Source organism: Photobacterium ganghwense (assembly GCF_003025595.1).
In the GTDB taxonomy this organism is placed as follows: Bacteria; Pseudomonadota; Gammaproteobacteria; order Enterobacterales; family Vibrionaceae; genus Photobacterium; species Photobacterium ganghwense.
The window spans coordinates 190694-207252 of the sequence record NZ_PYMI01000003.1 but is presented as its reverse complement, the minus strand read 5'-3'; the positions used below and the strand labels follow the sequence as shown (position 1 = coordinate 207252).

General features: G+C 50.9%; 17 protein-coding genes and 1 riboswitch. Of the genes, 11 read left to right on the top strand and 6 right to left on the bottom strand.

Features of this window, described 5'->3' with window-relative positions; all coding sequences use genetic code 11:
- Positions 1-3 precede the first annotated feature (3 nt).
- From hisD to hisIE, 7 genes are read left to right on the top strand one after another with little or no spacing between them, the layout of a single operon-like run.
- Positions 4-1311, top strand: coding sequence for a histidinol dehydrogenase (gene hisD / locus C9I92_RS11445; protein ID WP_047883256.1), 1308 nt, complete (start codon positions 4-6; stop codon positions 1309-1311).
- Between the two features lie 11 nt (positions 1312-1322).
- On the top strand, positions 1323-2375 hold the full coding sequence (hisC, locus tag C9I92_RS11440; protein WP_047883255.1) for a histidinol-phosphate transaminase: 1053 nt from the start codon (positions 1323-1325) through the stop codon (positions 2373-2375).
- An 18-nt stretch (positions 2376-2393) separates the two neighbouring features.
- Complete coding sequence (gene hisB, locus C9I92_RS11435) at positions 2394-3464, top strand: bifunctional histidinol-phosphatase/imidazoleglycerol-phosphate dehydratase HisB (RefSeq protein ID WP_047883254.1); 1071 nt, start codon at positions 2394-2396, stop codon at positions 3462-3464.
- Complete coding sequence (gene hisH, locus C9I92_RS11430; RefSeq protein ID WP_047883253.1) at positions 3464-4096, top strand: imidazole glycerol phosphate synthase subunit HisH; 633 nt, start codon at positions 3464-3466, stop codon at positions 4094-4096. Before hisB ends, hisH begins: the two co-directional genes overlap by 1 nt.
- An 18-nt stretch (positions 4097-4114) precedes the next feature.
- Positions 4115-4849 (top strand): 1-(5-phosphoribosyl)-5-[(5-phosphoribosylamino)methylideneamino]imidazole-4-carboxamide isomerase, encoded by a 735-nt coding sequence (gene hisA, locus C9I92_RS11425; protein ID WP_047883252.1) that lies wholly within the window; start codon positions 4115-4117, stop codon positions 4847-4849.
- A gap of 17 nt (positions 4850-4866) precedes the next feature.
- Positions 4867-5640, top strand: coding sequence for an imidazole glycerol phosphate synthase subunit HisF (hisF, locus tag C9I92_RS11420; protein ID WP_047883251.1), 774 nt, complete (start codon positions 4867-4869; stop codon positions 5638-5640).
- A complete protein-coding gene (gene hisIE, locus C9I92_RS11415; RefSeq protein WP_047883250.1) occupies positions 5637-6263 on the top strand; it encodes a bifunctional phosphoribosyl-AMP cyclohydrolase/phosphoribosyl-ATP diphosphatase HisIE in 627 nt (208 codons plus the stop codon). Before hisF ends, hisIE begins: the two co-directional genes overlap by 4 nt.
- Before the next feature lie 226 nt (positions 6264-6489).
- On the opposite strand, the gene C9I92_RS11410 is transcribed toward hisIE, so the two are convergent.
- The gene (locus C9I92_RS11410; RefSeq protein ID WP_047883249.1) at positions 6490-7068 is read right to left on the bottom strand and encodes a thymidine kinase; all 579 of its coding nucleotides are present in this window, start codon (positions 7066-7068) and stop codon (positions 6490-6492) included.
- 229 nt (positions 7069-7297) lie between these two features.
- Entirely contained in the window at positions 7298-8893 is a 1596-nt protein-coding gene (locus C9I92_RS11405) for a Na+/H+ antiporter NhaC family protein (protein ID WP_047883248.1), read from the bottom strand.
- 98 nt (positions 8894-8991) lie between these two features.
- Positions 8992-9175, bottom strand: a riboswitch (Lysine riboswitch).
- A gap of 340 nt (positions 9176-9515) precedes the next feature.
- Here C9I92_RS11405 and C9I92_RS11400 point away from each other — a divergent pair.
- Entirely contained in the window at positions 9516-9935 is a 420-nt protein-coding gene (locus C9I92_RS11400) for a DUF3037 domain-containing protein (protein WP_277991785.1), read from the top strand.
- Positions 9936-10309: 374 nt separating this feature from the next.
- On the opposite strand, the gene C9I92_RS11395 is transcribed toward C9I92_RS11400, so the two are convergent.
- Positions 10310-11281, bottom strand: a complete 972-nt coding sequence (locus C9I92_RS11395) for a lytic murein transglycosylase (protein ID WP_047883246.1) — start codon at positions 11279-11281, stop codon at positions 10310-10312.
- 3 nt (positions 11282-11284) lie between these two features.
- Complete coding sequence (locus tag C9I92_RS11390; RefSeq protein WP_047883599.1) at positions 11285-11575, bottom strand: YcgL domain-containing protein; 291 nt, start codon at positions 11573-11575, stop codon at positions 11285-11287.
- Positions 11576-11794: 219 nt separating this feature from the next.
- Between C9I92_RS11390 and minC the strand changes: the two genes are divergently transcribed.
- Genes minC through minE form a run of 3 tightly spaced genes read left to right on the top strand, consistent with a single transcriptional unit; the run spans position 11795 to position 13561 of the window.
- Positions 11795-12457, top strand: coding sequence for a septum site-determining protein MinC (gene minC / locus C9I92_RS11385; protein WP_047883245.1), 663 nt, complete (start codon positions 11795-11797; stop codon positions 12455-12457).
- 20 nt (positions 12458-12477) lie between these two features.
- Positions 12478-13290: a septum site-determining protein MinD gene (gene minD / locus C9I92_RS11380; RefSeq protein WP_047883244.1), complete on the top strand. Its 813-nt coding sequence runs from the start codon at positions 12478-12480 to the stop codon at positions 13288-13290.
- 7 nt (positions 13291-13297) lie between these two features.
- The gene (gene minE / locus C9I92_RS11375) at positions 13298-13561 is read left to right on the top strand and encodes a cell division topological specificity factor MinE (RefSeq protein WP_047883243.1); all 264 of its coding nucleotides are present in this window, start codon (positions 13298-13300) and stop codon (positions 13559-13561) included.
- An 82-nt stretch (positions 13562-13643) separates the two neighbouring features.
- On the opposite strand, the gene rnd is transcribed toward minE, so the two are convergent.
- Both rnd and fadD read right to left on the bottom strand, forming a co-directional pair.
- Positions 13644-14768, bottom strand: coding sequence for a ribonuclease D (gene rnd / locus C9I92_RS11370; protein ID WP_047883242.1), 1125 nt, complete (start codon positions 14766-14768; stop codon positions 13644-13646).
- Positions 14769-14824: 56 nt separating this feature from the next.
- Entirely contained in the window at positions 14825-16513 is a 1689-nt protein-coding gene (gene fadD / locus C9I92_RS11365) for a long-chain-fatty-acid--CoA ligase FadD (RefSeq protein WP_047883241.1), read from the bottom strand.
- Positions 16514-16559 lie beyond the last annotated feature (46 nt).

Genomic DNA, 16559 nt, shown 5'->3' with positions numbered 1-16559 from the left:
ACGATGAAAACTGTAGTCTGGCAATCTCTGAGCGATAACCAGCAGGAAAGCCTGCTTGAGCGCCCGGCCATCACAGATGGCCGCAACATCAGCCGTACCGTTTCCGATGTCATCGATGATGTCCGCCAGCGCGGTGATCAGGCCCTGCTCGAGCTGACTGAAAAGTTTGATGGTATTCGTCCAGCCTCGTTGAAAGTCAGTGCTGACGAGGTAAAAGCTGCATCATCGCGCCTCAGTGATGACATGAAAGCCGCACTGAAACAGGCTTACAAAAACATTGCCACCTTCCACAAAGCGCAGAAACCTGCAACGCTGCGGGTGGAAACCCAACCGGGTGTTGTCTGTGAGCAGATCACCCGCCCGATTCAGTCCGTTGGCCTGTACATTCCGGGCGGCAGCGCCCCTCTCCCATCAACCGTACTGATGCTGGGTGTACCGGCTCAAATTGCCGGTTGTCAGGAGGTGGTCCTGTGCTCGCCGCCGCCCATTGCTGATGAAATTCTGTATGTGGCTGAACTGTGTGGTATTACTGACATTTATAATGTCGGCGGCGCGCAGGCCATCGCGGCCATGGCCTATGGCACTCGAACCGTCACCAAGGTTGATAAAATTTTCGGCCCGGGTAACGCTTATGTAACTGAAGCCAAACGGCAAGTCAGCAATGACTTCCGCGGCGCGGCAATTGATATGCCGGCGGGTCCGTCCGAAGTGCTGGTGATTGCAGACAGCAGCGCTGACCCGGATTTTATCGCCGCGGATCTGCTCAGTCAGGCAGAACACGGGCCTGACTCTCAGGTTATTCTGGTCACTCCGGATCCGAGCATTGCCGATCGCACCGCTGATGCTATCCAGAAGCAGCTGAAAGCGCTGTCACGTGCCGATATTGCCCGTCAGGCTCTGGGTTCCAGTATCCTTATCGTCGCGGACAGTCTGACGCAATGTGTCTCTATCTCTAACCACTATGGTCCGGAGCACCTGATTGTACAAACCCGCCACCCGCGTGAGCTGGTTTCCCAGCTGACCAATGCCGGTTCTATTTTCCTCGGCAGCTGGTCACCGGAGTCGGTTGGCGATTATGCTTCAGGTACGAACCACGTATTGCCAACCTATGGCTATACCCGAACCTATTCCAGCCTGGGACTGGCTGATTTCAGCAAACGCATGACGGTGCAGGAGCTCACTGCCGAAGGACTGGCTGAGTTAGCCCCGACCGTCGTCACTATTGCTGAAGCGGAAGGACTGGATGCCCACAAACGAGCCGTTACAATTCGGGTCGAAAAACTAACCGCCCAATCACAACGCATTAAATAACGAGGCTAATTATGAGTATTGAACAACTGGCGCGAAAAACAGTACGTGAGCTGACACCCTATCAGTCAGCCCGGCGCCTGGGCGGAAGCGGAGACATCTGGCTCAATGCCAACGAGTCCCCATTTGCAAATGAGTACAACATCCAGTGCGCTCGCCTCAACCGCTACAGCACCTGCCAACCGGTTGAACTGATTGAAGCTTATGCGGATTACGCAGGCGTCCGTGCCGATCAGGTACTGACTTCACGCGGGGCTGATGAAGGGATTGAGCTACTGATCCGCACTTTTTGTGAGCCGAACAAAGACAGCATTCTGTACTGCCCGCCAACCTACGGGATGTACGCCATCAGTGCCGAAACTTTCGATATTGAGCGCAAAGTGGTGCCACTGACAGCCGACTGGCAACTCGATATGCCAGCCATCACGGCCAACCTGGATGGGGTGAAGCTGGTTTTCGCCTGCAGCCCGAATAACCCGACCGGCAACCTGCTTAACCGCAATGATCTCGAAGCGTTGCTGGATAAAACGGCCGGTAAAGCCCTGGTCGTGGTCGACGAAGCCTATATCGATTTCTGCCCGGAAGCGACCATGGCGAACCTGCTGGATCAATACCCAAATCTGGTCATTCTGCGCACCCTCTCCAAAGCCTTTGCTCTGGCCGGACTGCGCTGTGGTTTCACCCTGGCGAACCCGGATGTCATTCAGCTGCTGCTAAAAGTCATCGCGCCTTACCCGGTGCCGGTGCCGGTCACGGACATTGCAGTGCAAGCGCTCTCCCCGGCGGGTCGCGCCAAAACCAAATTCCAGGTTCTGGATTTAAGCGCCAACCGCGCGTACCTGCAAGCTGGACTGAGCATGCTAAGCGGCGTTACCGTCTATGAAGGATACGGCAACTACCTGCTGGTCAAGTTCCCGGATGCCGACAGCCTGTTTAACGCCCTGTGGGAGCACGGCATTATTTTGCGTCGTTCGCCGATTAAAAACTGTATCCGCATCAGTATCGGCAACCGGGATGAGTGTGAGAAAACCCTGGCATTTATCCGGAAACAGCTAGAACAGAATTAATTCAGTAAGGACAGCACTGTGAGCAAGGAAAAAATCTTATTTATCGACCGCGACGGCACCCTCATCGTCGAACCGCCCATTGATTTTCAGGTTGATCGGCTGGACAAGCTGGCCCTTGAACCTTTCGTGATCCCGGCTTTGCTGAAGCTACAGGAGGCCGGATACAAACTGGTGATGGTCACCAATCAGGACGGCCTAGGGACTGACAGCTACCCGCAAGCTGACTTCGATGCGCCACACAACATGATGATGGCGATTTTCGAATCACAGGGTATCCGGTTTGACGATGTTCTGATATGCCCTCACTTTGAAGCGGATAATTGCAGTTGTCGTAAACCTAAGCTGGGGCTGGTGAAAACCTACCTGCAGCAAGGTCGGGTCGACTTTGCTCACTCTGCCGTGATTGGCGATCGTCAGACTGACCTGCAACTGGCTGAAAATATGGCAGTGCGAGGTATTCAGTACCACCCACAAACCATGGGCTGGCAGCAGATCGTCAAAGATCTCACAACACAACCGCGCATCGCCGAGGTCGTTCGCACAACCAAAGAAACCGATATCCGGGTTAAGGTGAATCTGGATGAGACCGGCGGCAACCAGATCTCCACCGGGATGGGGTTCTTTGATCACATGCTGGATCAGATTGCGACTCACGGGGGATTCCGTCTCGAGCTGAATGTCGAAGGTGACCTGCACATTGACGATCACCACAGCGTGGAAGATACCGCACTGGCATTGGGTGAAGCGCTGAAAAAAGCACTGGGCGACAAACGCGGGATTGGTCGCTTTGGCTTCAGCCTGCCGATGGATGAGTGTCTGGCACAATGCGCGTTGGACTTATCCGGCCGACCGTACCTGAAATTCGAAGCAACCTTCAGCCGCGATAAAGTCGGCGATCTGTCCACGGAAATGGTATCCCACTTTTTCCGCTCGCTGACCGATACGCTGGCCTGCACCCTGCACCTGTCGTCGGAAGGCAATAACGACCACCACATTGTGGAGAGCCTGTTTAAAGCATTTGGCCGTACTCTGCGCCAGGCCAGTCGGGTGGAAGGTAATGAGCTGCCCAGCAGCAAAGGAGTGCTGTAATGACAGGGAAAAACCAACAAGTCGTCATTATTGATACCGGATGTGCCAATGTGTCATCAGTGCGCTTTGCCATTGAACGCCTCGGTTATACCGTCACTGTCAGCAAAGATCCTGACGTCGTGCTTGCTGCCGACAAACTGTTTCTTCCCGGAGTGGGAACAGCCAGCGAAGCCATGAAAAACCTGCGCGAGCGTGATTTGATCGAGCTGGTCAAACAAGTCGACAAGCCGCTGCTGGGCATTTGCCTCGGGATGCAACTGCTGGGAGAAATGTCTGAAGAACAAGGCCAGAACGGCAAAGAGCTGGTGCCATGTCTGGGGCTGTGTGAAGCCCCGGTCAGAAAAATGGAAACCGGTGCGTTGCCGTTGCCGCACATGGGCTGGAATACGATTTCCCCGAAAGCCGACCACCCGCTGTTTAAAGACATTCCGGATGGCAGCTACTTTTACTTCGTGCACAGCTACGCCATGCCAGTGTTTGAGCAACCGGGAGGGCGCACAATTGCCCGTTGCGAATATGGCCAGCCGTTCACTGCGGCAGTGCAAAGCGGCAATTATTACGGGGTCCAGTTCCATCCGGAACGATCCAGTAAGGCCGGTGCACAACTGATTAAAAACTTTCTTGAAATGTAAGGGCGACAAGGACTGGTTATGATTATTCCCGCATTAGATTTGATTGAAGGCCAGGTAGTCCGCCTGTTTCAGGGGGACTATGGCAAAGTAACTGAATACAAGGTCAATCCCGCAGAACAGTTTCAGGCTTACTACCAGGCTGGTGCCACCTGGCTGCACCTCGTGGATTTGACCGGAGCCAAAGATACCTCTGCCCGACAGCTCAGCCTCATCCAACAACTGCTGGCCAGCACCCCGGCCAATATTCAGATTGGCGGTGGCGTCCGGACCGAACAGGACGTGGCCAATCTGCTTGCGGCCGGTGCCCAACGCGTGGTTATCGGTTCAACGGCAGTCAAGCAACCAGAGCTGGTCAAAGGCTGGATCGAAACCTACGGCCCGGAACGCATTGTTCTGGCGCTGGATGTAAACATTGACCACAACGGCCAGCGCAACGTTGCGGTATCTGGCTGGCAGGAAGATTCCGGCGTGACGATTGAAGCACTTCTGGAAGACTTCCTGACTGTCGGCCTGAAACATGTCCTGTGCACGGATATTTCCCGCGATGGCACGCTGGCAGGCTCCAATGTCGAGCTATACCGGGATCTGTGCACGAGTTACCCGGATATCCGGTTCCAGTCATCCGGCGGAATCGGCTCGCTGGACGACATTGCCGCGCTGAAAGGCACCGGGGTTGCCGGGGTCATCGTCGGCCGGGCACTGCTGGATGGCAAATTCACCGCCGAGCAGGCTTTCGCCTGTTGGAATGACTAGACCGGGGAGAGACAGAAATGCTGGCAAAACGAATTATTCCTTGTCTAGACGTGCGTGACGGCCAAGTGGTCAAAGGCGTGCAGTTTCGCAATCACGAAATCATCGGCGATATCGTACCGTTAGCCAAACGCTATGCCGAAGAAGGTGCCGATGAATTGGTGTTTTATGATATTACCGCGTCCAGTGATGGCCGGGTGGTAGATAAAAGCTGGGTTGCTCGGGTAGCAGAAGTGATTGATATTCCCTTCTGTGTCGCCGGAGGCATTAAATCGGCCGAAGACGCCAGCCGGATTTTGCAATACGGCGCAGACAAAGTCTCGATTAACTCACCGGCGCTGGCCAACCCGCAACTGATCACCGATCTGGCCGATAAATTCGGGGTGCAATGCATTGTGGTCGGGATTGATTCCTACTTTGATGCCACTACCGGAAAGTACCAGGTGTACCAGTTCACCGGTGATGAAAGCCGTACTCAGGCGACGCAATGGGAAACGAAGGACTGGGTACAGGAAGTTCAGCGACGCGGTGCCGGAGAAATTGTCCTGAATATGATGAATCAGGACGGCGTTCGCAACGGCTACGATCTGACCCAGCTGAACATGGTCCGTGAAGTGTGCCACGTTCCACTTATCGCATCCGGCGGGGCCGGTGAGATGATCCACTTTGCCGATGCTTTCAAACAGGCGAATGTCGACGGCGCTCTGGCGGCTTCGGTCTTCCACAAGCAAATCATCAATATCGGCGAATTAAAGCAATACCTGAAACAGAATAACGTGGAGGTCCGGGTATGAGTCTGAGCAGTAAAATTAACTGGGAAAAAGTCAACGGCCTGATCCCGGCGATCATCCAGGATCACACCAGCGGTCAGGTGCTGATGCTGGGCTACATGAACGACGAAGCGCTAACCAAAACGCTGGCGTCCAATCAGGTAACGTTCTGGTCACGGTCGAAAAATCGCCTGTGGACCAAAGGAGAAACGTCCGGCAATGCGCTGAATCTGAAAAGTATCCGCCTCGATTGCGATCAGGATACGCTGTTGATACAGGTCGCGCCGGTTGGGCCAACCTGCCACCTGGGCACCACCACCTGTTTTGATACCGATGCATCTGGTGAAGAACAGACTGAACAACCGGCTCTGGTGTTTCTTCATCAACTTGAGCAGGTCCTGGCTGCTCGTAAAGGTGCCGATCCTGAGTCGTCCTACACTGCCAGCCTCTACGCGCGTGGCACCAAGCGGATTTCGCAGAAGGTGGGAGAAGAAGGTGTTGAAGTCGCGCTTGCGGCAACGTCGGGTGACAAGGCGGAGCTAGTGAATGAGTCGGCCGATCTGATTTACCACCTACTGGTGTTACTTCAGGATCAGGGGCTGTCACTGGCAGATATTACCCAGCGTCTTCAAGAGCGTCATAAATAACCGCACTGCTATTGAAGCCAAACATATAAACCTAGCGCTTAAACACAGCGGTTAAATAAAGCAATTAAATAAACCGTTTAAAGAGTACCTAAGCAAATCGAAAAAAACAAAAGCCCGGCTCTACAGGCCGGGCTTTATTATTCATTCATGCGTCCACCATGCCGGACAAAGCTATGCTGAAAAAACCAACTTCAGCGGACATATCCGACACAGCGCAAGGGCAGCGTTATTTTTCGAGCGCGTCTTTGTAGTGAGTACGACACACCGAGACATAACGTTCATTGCCGCCAATCACGACCTGATCACCATCAGCAATTGCATTGCCGTGCTCATCCTGACGAATCACCATATTGGCTTTACGGCCGCAGTGGCAGATTGTTTTGAGTTCAACCAGTTTGTCAGCCCAGGCCAGCAGATAGCGGCTGCCCTCAAACAATTCACCGCGGAAATCTGTCCGTAAGCCATAGCACAGCACCGGAATATGCAGCTTATCGACCACTTCTGTCAGTTGGTAAACCTGCTCTTTCGTCAAAAACTGACATTCATCAACCAGCACACAATCCAGTTTCTGCGTCGTATTCATATCCTGCAAACGCGCATACAGATCGTCCGTCACGGAAAATAGCTCAGCATCTTCCTGCAGACCAATACGTGAACTGACTTTCCCCTTCCCGTAACGGTCGTCAATTGCCGCAGTAAAAATAACCGGCGTCATCCCACGCTCACGGTAATTAAACGATGACTGCAACAAGGTGGTAGATTTACCCGCATTCATTGCCGAGTAATAGAAGTACATCTGAGCCATTAAGTAAGCTTCTCTGATTATCTTTAGAATGGTAAGAAAAAACTGGCGAGATGCTACAGAAATCCCAGCCAAATTAAAAGGAGCTCTGTCACCCGTTGCCCGATCGCTTGTATCATCCGGATCAGAGCAACTGCCGCAAACCGCCAAAAAGAAAGCCTGCACATGGCAGGCTTTTCATTACAGTATCAGGACTTAGCGTTCAAGCTTAACGCTGAACCTAAGAGATTGTTCAGGCTTTCGCGGCCAACTCACTAGGACGGCGAGACAACCAGGACAGGATCGCACACACCACCACAAACATAACAGTTGCGCTCATGAACGACACCGCCAGTGAGCTGGTGAAACCCAGTACCAGGAAACCCACTGTCGATACCACAGCGACAGCCAGCGCATACGGCAGCTGCGTTGACACGTGGTCAATGTGATGACAACGCGCACCAGTAGACGACAGAATAGTGGTATCTGAAATCGGTGAACAGTGATCACCAAACACCGAGCCTGCCAGTACAGCACCCAGCATCGGCAGCATCAGCATAATGTCAGTTGCCGCAGCCAGATCACCGGCGATTGGTAGCATGATACCGAATGTTCCCCAAGAGGTACCGGTTGAGAACGCCATCAGCCCTGCCAGCAGGAACAGGATCGCAGGCAGGAACATCGGATTGATGCTGCCTTCAACCAGGGTCGACAGGTATTTACCGGTCGCCATATCGCTGATCACACTACCAATGCTCCAGGCGAACAGCAGGATCAAAATCGCACCAAACATTGACTTAGCACCAATCCACAGTGTGGAAACTACTTCACTGGCAGGAATACGCTGACGCAGCACTGGAATCATGGCAGCCGCCAGGCCGATTAGCCCACCGTATACCAGAGAGGCACCCACATCGGTATTTTCAAACGCGCCCAGAACATCAAAGGCTTTACCGTCTGCCAGCAGCGTCTGATACCCAGTGAAAATCATAAAGAAGAACGTTGCCACGATCAGAGCCACAATCGGCATCACCAGATCGCCTACGCGGCCGTGCTCACTTTCCTGAATTTCCAGTTCATCGTTCAGGTCTTTCGCCAGGGTGTCATCATCCCCTTCATCAAAGCCGCGGCAATGGCTGGCTTCCAGCTCGTGTTTTTTCATTGAGCCGATATCCAGCTGGAACCAGGCAACAACAAATACCATCAGCAGGGCGAAAATCGCATAGAAGTTCATCGGGGCCAGTTGCAGGAATGCCCCCAGAGGTGTGTATTCAGTGACACCGTGTGTCACCAGAATGCCGCCGATAAGCGTGATAATGTACGCCCCCCAGCTAGAGGCCGGCATCAGCACACACATTGGCGCAGCAGTTGAATCAAGAATATAAGCCAGCTTGGCACGGGACACATAAAAACGGTCCGTGACCGGGCGAGAAATTGAACCGACAGCCAGGCTATTAAAATAGTCGTCTACAAAAATGAATACGCCCAGAAATGCAGCCAGTAGTTTTGCGCCACGCTTACTTTTAATTTTCGTTTGTGCCCACTCAGCGAACGCACGGGTTCCCCCGGACAGGGTCAGCAAAGCGGTAGTCATGCCCAGCAACACCAGAAACGCGACAATGCTCATATTCCAGGTGTTAATGCCGCCGTCCTCAATGAATAATCCCTTTACAGTGTTGCCGATATATCCGGCCATTCCCGTAACGGAATAATCATTTAGCAATAAGGCACCAAGCAGAATACCTACGCCCAGAGACAACAAGACGCGACGCGTCGCAATAGCCAGGCCCAGTGCCACCAGCGGGGGCAACACAGACACAGCGGAGTGTGAAAAATCTACAATATTCATGATCTCTACTACAACCGATCTTGGTTGGAGATCTACTGCTGGCCACGTTTTAAAAACGTGAAAAATGAGTGAAAGAAAGAGAGGTGCCCCTTTTCCGACTCCACAGTAGCGCTCCATAGTTAATGTAATTATATACTATGGCAGTGTTGCCTCTATTCGATGACAACCCCAGCGAGCAGGCATGATGACCCTCTCTCACTTCGGCACCGGCTCCTTTTGCAAGCCCTCATCGGAATCACCCTCCGACTTGCTACTGATAGACGATGCGCCTCTACCCTTGGTCAAGGTATAGTCGATTCTACGGCTTTAAGATCTGATTGCAACAACTTGAAGTGAAAAAATTAACATTAATAGTGAATAGTCTTGCCTGAGTGATTAAAAAACCACCACCCCAGGCAAACCGATATTAAGCCAGCTTATATGAAACTCATTCCGTTTTATTAAATTGGTCACTTATCCCCGGCCACAATGTTAATTCCTGTCGCTGTTAATCCCATTATTAAGAATGGTTAATTACTTAAGTTAACATGCCGATAATAAGCCCCAAATTATTTATATTCAGGCTCATAATAACCATTTTAGTTATTGCAATTATTGATTTAAGACTGCTAATATTATTTTCATAGTATTACTCCAACAGGAAATAAAAATGTCTGATGCAATGAAAGTGCTATTAAACCTCCGAAGCCTGCGTGCCCTATCTCGTGAATATTCTCTGGAGCAACTTCAGGAAGCGCTGGAAAAGCTTCAAACAGTCGTTACTGAGCGTGAAGAAGCAGAAGCTGAAGAGCGTGCAAAAGAAGAAGAACGCATGGAGAAACTGACTCAATACCGTGACATGCTAATTGCTGACGGTATCGATCCAGAAGAACTGCTTGCCGCTATCAGCAAAGCACCTAAAAAACGCGCTCAGCGTCCAGCGAAATACCGTTTCATTGATGAAAACGGTGATGAGAAAACCTGGACAGGCCAAGGCCGTACACCAAGCGCACTGAAAAAAGCGCTGGATGAAGGTAAATCTCTGGAAGATTTTGAGATCTAATCTCCTACCTCTGAATCTTATAAAAACCCGGTTTTATACCGGGTTTTTTCTCACCCGAAACACAACCATAAGCTATTGAAAATAAATAAAATAATAAAATCCGGATTACTTATAGAGTATTTACTTTACCTTGAGATGTCCCGCTGAAAGATTTTCATTTATTCATAATTTATAGTTACCATCACATTTTTGCTTATTTCAACTCGCCACTGTCACTATTCTAAATACCCGTCACTGAATATAGCGCTATCGCGTTATTCGATGCTTCATCGGCCAAAGATAATGGAAATATTTTGCTTGTGGTCTGTCCGCTGAAATGTACAAAAAAGCCAGACGTTAAAGTCTGGCTTTCCATTCATTTCACCAAGCAATATTTAGCGAATACTGTCTGCCAGATAACTCACAGCCAATGCAAAATAGTGAGACCGATTCCATTTTAATAGTGACTGATAATTGCCATACACCAAATATGCCCTTCCGTGATTATCATCAGGTTGAATAAGCCATGCATCAATCGCAGTATCTGGTAAATTCTGCCCATTCATACGGCGTACACCCAACTTCTGCCACTCAGACAACGAACGGCCTTTCTCTGGCTGAACACCCAGCAATGTGGCATCAATGTTATCCGGAATCGAAACTTGTCGGCCCCAGGTATATTCATCATTCCAGCCGGCTTCATGCAGATAATTCGCCGCAGAAGCAAAAACATCGTCTTTGGTTTGCCAGATATCCGCCTTGCCGTCATTATTTCCGTCACGGGCATAAGCCAGGAAAGAAGTTGGCATGAACTGAGGTTGTCCCATTGCCCCGGCCCAGGATCCTTTCATTTCTTTGGCGGTAATATGGCCGGCATCGATAATTTCCAGCGCCGCCATCACCTGATTACGGAAAAAGGCTTCACGACGACCTTCATAAGCCAGCGTCGTTAACGCTTCAACCACATTGTAATTGCCCGTCAGGCGACCGAAATTACTTTCAACACCCCACAGGGCAACCACAAACCGCGGCTGGACACCATATTGCTGACCAATTCGATCCAGCACCGCTTTATGCTCCTGATAAAGCTGGTTCGCTTGTTTCTTTTTCCATTCCGGAACGGCACGCGGCAGGTATTCATCCAGCGTCAACTTACGCTCAGGCTGATTTTTATCTGCTTTAACGGCACGCTCAATAAATGTAATACCATCAAACGCTGATTGAATGGTCTGCTCCGAAATGCCTTTTTCCCGCGCTTCGGTTTTCAGTACATTTACATAGGTATCGAAACCTTCATCCGCGGCCATCACCGCTGATGACATTCCTAAGCCCAGGGCCACCAGGGCCGTGATCAATTGCTTACGCATAAACTATTCCTGAGATGGTGAAGCGGCTTTCTTTGCGGCTTTATATTCTTCCAGTAAATTCGTCACCGGCGGTGGGACCTGCAGATAAAACCCTTTTTCCAGCAGTTCACTTTTCACTTTTTCAATATCGGCCAATGCCAGTTTCTTCCGGTCGCCAATTTTCAGGACCATGACAAACTGTGGTGTGCCAAAAGTGCTCAGCAGCGCTTCAGGCACCGCAGAGAAATCGTCTTTCTTATTGATGTAGAGATAAGTGTTGTCTTTCTTTGGGCTTTTATAAATTGCACACAACATGCTGATAGAACCTTTTGATAAAACTGACTCAGTATCAGACCACAACATCGCGACTTCTCTCCCTCCGGAACCCACAGCCCACGGGGGATGCGACGCCTGTCTGAATTTACAACGCTAAAGCAAGGATAGCTTGCTGATATACGGTTTGGAATATAACATGCAAGGTACTAAAGAGATAACGAACCTGAACGGCTAATTTAGCGACAGTCAGCTAGACAAATGACAAAAGTAGCAGAACTCAAGGGAGGCTCTTTCACCCTCTCTGCCCTTCACCTGGTGGACGGCGACATCCATAAGGCTGCCGACTTTCTGAAACAGAAAGTAGAGCAGGCTCCTCATTTTTTTGCATCCGCCCCCGTAGTTATCGATGTCAGCCAGGCTGGCGATTCCATCGATTTCTCACTGCTGAAAAATAAAGTCAGCGAAGCCGGTGTGATTCCGGTCGGCATCAGCGGATGCAAAGCGACCCGGCTCCAGGAGAAAGCCAAAGCAGCAGGATTTGCGATCATGAATGCTGCGCGTCAGGCCAAGGCGACAGAGCCGGTTATGGCCCCTACTCGCATCATTCGCACCCCGGTTCGGTCAGGCCAGCAGATTTATGCTAAGAATTGTGATCTTGTCATCATGAATCATGTCAGTGCGGGCGCGGAAGTCATTGCCGACGGCTGCATTCACATCTACGGTACATTGAGGGGACGCGCAATAGCCGGTGCCAGCGGGCAACAGGAAGCGCAAATCTTTTGTCACAACCTGCAACCTGAGCTGATTTCAATTGCGGGTAACTATTGGCTGAGCGACAACATCCAGGAAGATTTCTGGGGGCAAAATGTCGTTATCTCGCTGAACGAAAATAATTTGAACATAGAGCACCTGGCTCTATAGCGTTTAATAAGGAATCAAGAATGGCACGAATCATCGTGGTAACCTCTGGTAAGGGTGGCGTTGGTAAGACGACCTCTAGTGCAGCTATCGCATCGGGCCTTGCTCTGAGCGGCAAGAAAACAGCAGTGATCGATTTCGATATCGGCCTGCGGAATCTTGACCTTATCATGGGCTGTGAGCGTCGTGTGGTGTATGACTTTGTTAATGTCATTAACGGTGAAGCCAATCTGAATCAGGCGCTGATTAAAGATAAGCGTGTTGAAAATCTATATGTTCTGCCTGCTTCACAAACCCGTGACAAAGATGCTCTGGCTCGTGAAGGTGTTGAGCGCGTCCTGAAAGATCTGGATGAAATGGGTTTTGAATTCATTATCTGTGACTCACCAGCGGGTATTGAGTCCGGTGCGCTGATGGCTCTGTATTTCGCAGATGAAGCGATTGTAACAACAAACCCTGAGGTCTCATCCGTGCGTGACTCCGACCGTATCCTGGGTATCCTGGATTCGAAATCACGTCGTGCTGAGCAAGCCGAGTCTCCGGTTAAAACTCACCTGCTGCTAACACGTTACAACCCTGCCCGCGTGACACTGGGTGAGATGCTAAGCGTGACTGACGTGGAAGAAATTCTGCATATCCCGCTGCTGGGTGTGATCCCTGAAAGCCAAGCTGTACTGAATGCCTCCAACAAAGGTGAACCGGTGATCTTCGATACAGACTCTGATGCCGGTTTGGCATACCAGGACACAGTTGCTCGTTTGTTGGGTGAAGAGCGTCCATTCCGCTTCCTTGAAGAAGAGAAGAAAGGTTTCCTGAAACGTCTATTCGGAGGGTAAAGACATTATGGCACTGTTAGAATTCTTCCGCCCCAAGAGGACAACAACGGCCAGCGTCGCCAAAGAGCGCTTGCAGATTATTGTTGCGGAGCGCCGTTCAGCCGATCAAAGTACACCAAGCTACCTCCCGCAGCTTAAGCAGGACATTCTGGAAGTGATTCGCAAGTACGTTGCGATTAGCCCGGATCAGGTAACGGTTAATCTCGATCAGAAAGAAGAAGATCTCTCTGTTCTGGAGCTTAACGTCACGTTACCGGACGAAGACAAGTAAAAGATTGAAGATATAAAAAAAGCCCCTTTATGGGGCTTTTTTGTGGATGCTAAATACTGATTATCTTTATAACCGACGTGTCTTACACAGTTTTCAGCAACGGCAAAACACGCTCTTCAAACAGCGGCTTACGCCAGCTTTTCAGCATTTCCGGCAGGCTATCTTGTGGATACTGTTTCTTCCACGCCCAGCTGATTAGCTGGTTAATCTGTTTCTTCGACGCCAGAAATTCACTCATCAGCCCGGTTTCTTCAGCAACCGCATTGACGACATCTTTAATCTCTTTAACCCGCTGCTTGTACCCCGGTAGATCCACTAATCGGACAATCTTTTCCGGATACTCCGCCGGTGACATGCGCTCGACTTCATTCACCAGTGAAATCAGGCGATTACCATGACGCTGGATTTCCATATTATCGAAGCCTTCTTTATCCATCACAGCTTTCGACTTGATTTCAAAGCGAGCCAGCTTCCACAAATTCAGCTCTTTTAGTACGAAGTTCAACGCAAGATCGCGTTTCCTGGCTTCAAGAATTCGCCATTTTGCTACTTTTTGCAGGATAGCCAATTGTCTCGGGTTAAGCTGCCATGCATTTTTCACATCCAGGTAAGCCATATCAGGGTCGACGGTTCTCATCCGTTTAAGTACCTGTGCGGCACATTCCTGCTCCAGTGCCTCAGACCAGCCTTTTGCTTCCACTAGCGGCAGCAACTTATCAAACAGGGGCTTTAGGTAATACACGTCAGCCGCAGCGTAATCGAGCTGGCGATCGGTCAGCGGACGGGCCAGCCAGTTCGTGCGGGCTTCACCTTTGTCCAGTTCCACCCCGAGAAAATCTTTCACCAGTGTCCCGAAACCGGCAGAGACCCCGTATCCCAGAAATGCAGCCATCACCTGAGTATCGATCATTGGCACCGGCATGGTGCCTGCGTAGTACTGGAAAACTTCCAGATCTTCACCGCACGCGTGCAGTACTTTGGTCACCGACTGATCACGCAGCAGCTCCCACAACGGCTCCAGGTTGTCGATCTCCAGCGGATCAATCAGCGCAAGGGTTTCGCCGTCATACAATTGCACCAGTCCCAGTTTTGGGTACAGGGTTCGGGTCCGGACAAACTCAGTGTCCAGCATGACAGCCTTCTGGTTTCGCGCCTGAAGGCAAACAGTTTCCAGGCGCGTGGCACTGGTAATTACTTCAAAATTCACAATTTTCCTACCAACAAAATGCCGGCTTACGCCGGCATTGGATTCGTTTTCGTCCGTCAGGCTTGCTGAGCAACCTGCTTATCGGATTCTTCCCGCAAGGCGCGGCGCAGAATCTTGCCGACATTGGTTTTCGGCAGTTCATCACGGAACTCGACAATTTTCGGTACTTTATAGCCGGTCAGATGCTCCCGACAATGGCTGAGCAATTCTTCACGGGTCAGGCTGGCATCTCGCTTCACAACGCAGATTTTCACCACCTCGCCGGACACCTCATGCGGCTGACCGATTGCCGCCACTTCCAGCACTTTACTGTTCAGTGCGACCACATCTTCGATTTCATTCGGGTACACGTTAAAGCCGGACACCAGAATCATATCTTTCTTACGATCAACAATGTGCAGGAAACCTTCGTCATCAAAACGCACAATATCGCCGGTCGACAGCCAACCGTCATCCGACAGCACTTCTTTGGTCGCTTCCGGACGCTGCCAGTATCCCTGCATCACCTGCGGGCCACGGACCTGCAGTTCACCTGTCTGGTCGTTACCCAGTACATTGCCTTCATCATCAACAATACGTACTTCTGTTGACGGTACTGGCAGACCAATAGAGCCATTATAGTCGACCAAATCATAAGGGTAAGCCGCCACCAGTGGTGAACACTCAGTCAGACCATACCCTTCTAGCAAGTAATTGCCTGTGATCTGCTTCCATTTTTCAGCAACGGCACGCTGTACAGCCATGCCTCCGCCGACCGACAAGCGCAGATTACTGAAGTCGATTTCGTGGAAATCTTCGTTATTTACCAAAGCGTTAAACAAGGTGTTCACGCCGGTAATCGCCGTGAACGGGTAGCGCTGCAATTCTTTCACAAACGTCGGAATGTCACGCGGGTTGGTGATCATCAGGTTACGTCCGCCCATTTCAATAAACAGCAGGCAGTTCACCGTCAGTGCAAACACGTGATAAAGCGGCAACGCGGTCACAATCAGCTCGCGGCCTTCCGTCAGGACCGGGCTATAGGCCCCTTTCGCCTGCATAACGTTTGCCAGCATGTTGCGGTGAGTCAGTATCGCCCCTTTCGCAACTCCGGTGGTACCACCGGTATATTGCAGGAATGCCGTATCTTCACCGGACATAAATGGCTTCACATACTGCATGCGGCGGCCTTTGCGCAGCGCCATGCGCATAGATGTCGCGTGTGGCAAATGATACTTAGGCACCATCTTCTTGATGTACTTCACGATGAAGTTCACCAATGTCCCTTTCGGTCGGGACAACTGATCCCCCAGGCTGGTCAGTACAACGTGCTGCACTCCGGTATTTTTCACAATACTTTCAAGCGTGTGCGCGAAGTTTGACACGATAACAATGGCTTTGGCACCGGAGTCATTCAACTGATGCTCAAGTTCGCGCGGCGTGTACAGTGGGTTAACGTTCACCACCACACAACCAGCACGTAAAATACCGAACAGTGCAATCGGGTACTGCAGCAGGTTTGGCATCATGACCGCCACGCGATCACCTTTTTGCAGATTGAGTTCATTCTGCAGATAGGCAGCAAATGCCCGGCTACGCTCTTCCAATTTACGGAAGGTCATGACCTGACCCATGTTGATAAACGCAGTCTGATCGGCATACTTCTGAACAGACTGCTCAAACATTTCGACTAACGACGGATACTGATCCGGGTTAATTTCTGCCGGTACATCTGCCGGATAGCGGTTAAGCCAAACCTTATCCACTTTGCACTCTCCTTATCGATTCTGGCGCGAGGCCAATGCTGTGCTG

What these genes read in the sequence shown, in the direction of transcription:
- hisD (WP_047883256.1), top strand. Translation starts at nt 4, where the DNA reads ATGAAAACTGTAGTCTGGCAATCTCTGAGCGATAACCAGCAGGAAAGC.
- hisC (WP_047883255.1), top strand. Translation starts at nt 1,323, where the DNA reads ATGAGTATTGAACAACTGGCGCGAAAAACAGTACGTGAGCTGACACCC.
- hisH (WP_047883253.1), top strand. Translation starts at nt 3,464, where the DNA reads ATGACAGGGAAAAACCAACAAGTCGTCATTATTGATACCGGATGTGCC.
- hisA (WP_047883252.1), top strand. Translation starts at nt 4,115, where the DNA reads ATGATTATTCCCGCATTAGATTTGATTGAAGGCCAGGTAGTCCGCCTG.
- hisF (WP_047883251.1), top strand. Translation starts at nt 4,867, where the DNA reads ATGCTGGCAAAACGAATTATTCCTTGTCTAGACGTGCGTGACGGCCAA.
- hisIE (WP_047883250.1), top strand. Translation starts at nt 5,637, where the DNA reads ATGAGTCTGAGCAGTAAAATTAACTGGGAAAAAGTCAACGGCCTGATC.
- C9I92_RS11410 (WP_047883249.1), bottom strand. Translation starts at nt 7,068, where the DNA reads ATGGCTCAGATGTACTTCTATTACTCGGCAATGAATGCGGGTAAATCT.
- C9I92_RS11405 (WP_047883248.1), bottom strand. Translation starts at nt 8,893, where the DNA reads ATGAATATTGTAGATTTTTCACACTCCGCTGTGTCTGTGTTGCCCCCG.
- C9I92_RS11395 (WP_047883246.1), bottom strand. Translation starts at nt 11,281, where the DNA reads ATGCGTAAGCAATTGATCACGGCCCTGGTGGCCCTGGGCTTAGGAATG.
- C9I92_RS11390 (WP_047883599.1), bottom strand. Translation starts at nt 11,575, where the DNA reads ATGTTGTGTGCAATTTATAAAAGCCCAAAGAAAGACAACACTTATCTC.
- minC (WP_047883245.1), top strand. Translation starts at nt 11,795, where the DNA reads ATGACAAAAGTAGCAGAACTCAAGGGAGGCTCTTTCACCCTCTCTGCC.
- minD (WP_047883244.1), top strand. Translation starts at nt 12,478, where the DNA reads ATGGCACGAATCATCGTGGTAACCTCTGGTAAGGGTGGCGTTGGTAAG.
- minE (WP_047883243.1), top strand. Translation starts at nt 13,298, where the DNA reads ATGGCACTGTTAGAATTCTTCCGCCCCAAGAGGACAACAACGGCCAGC.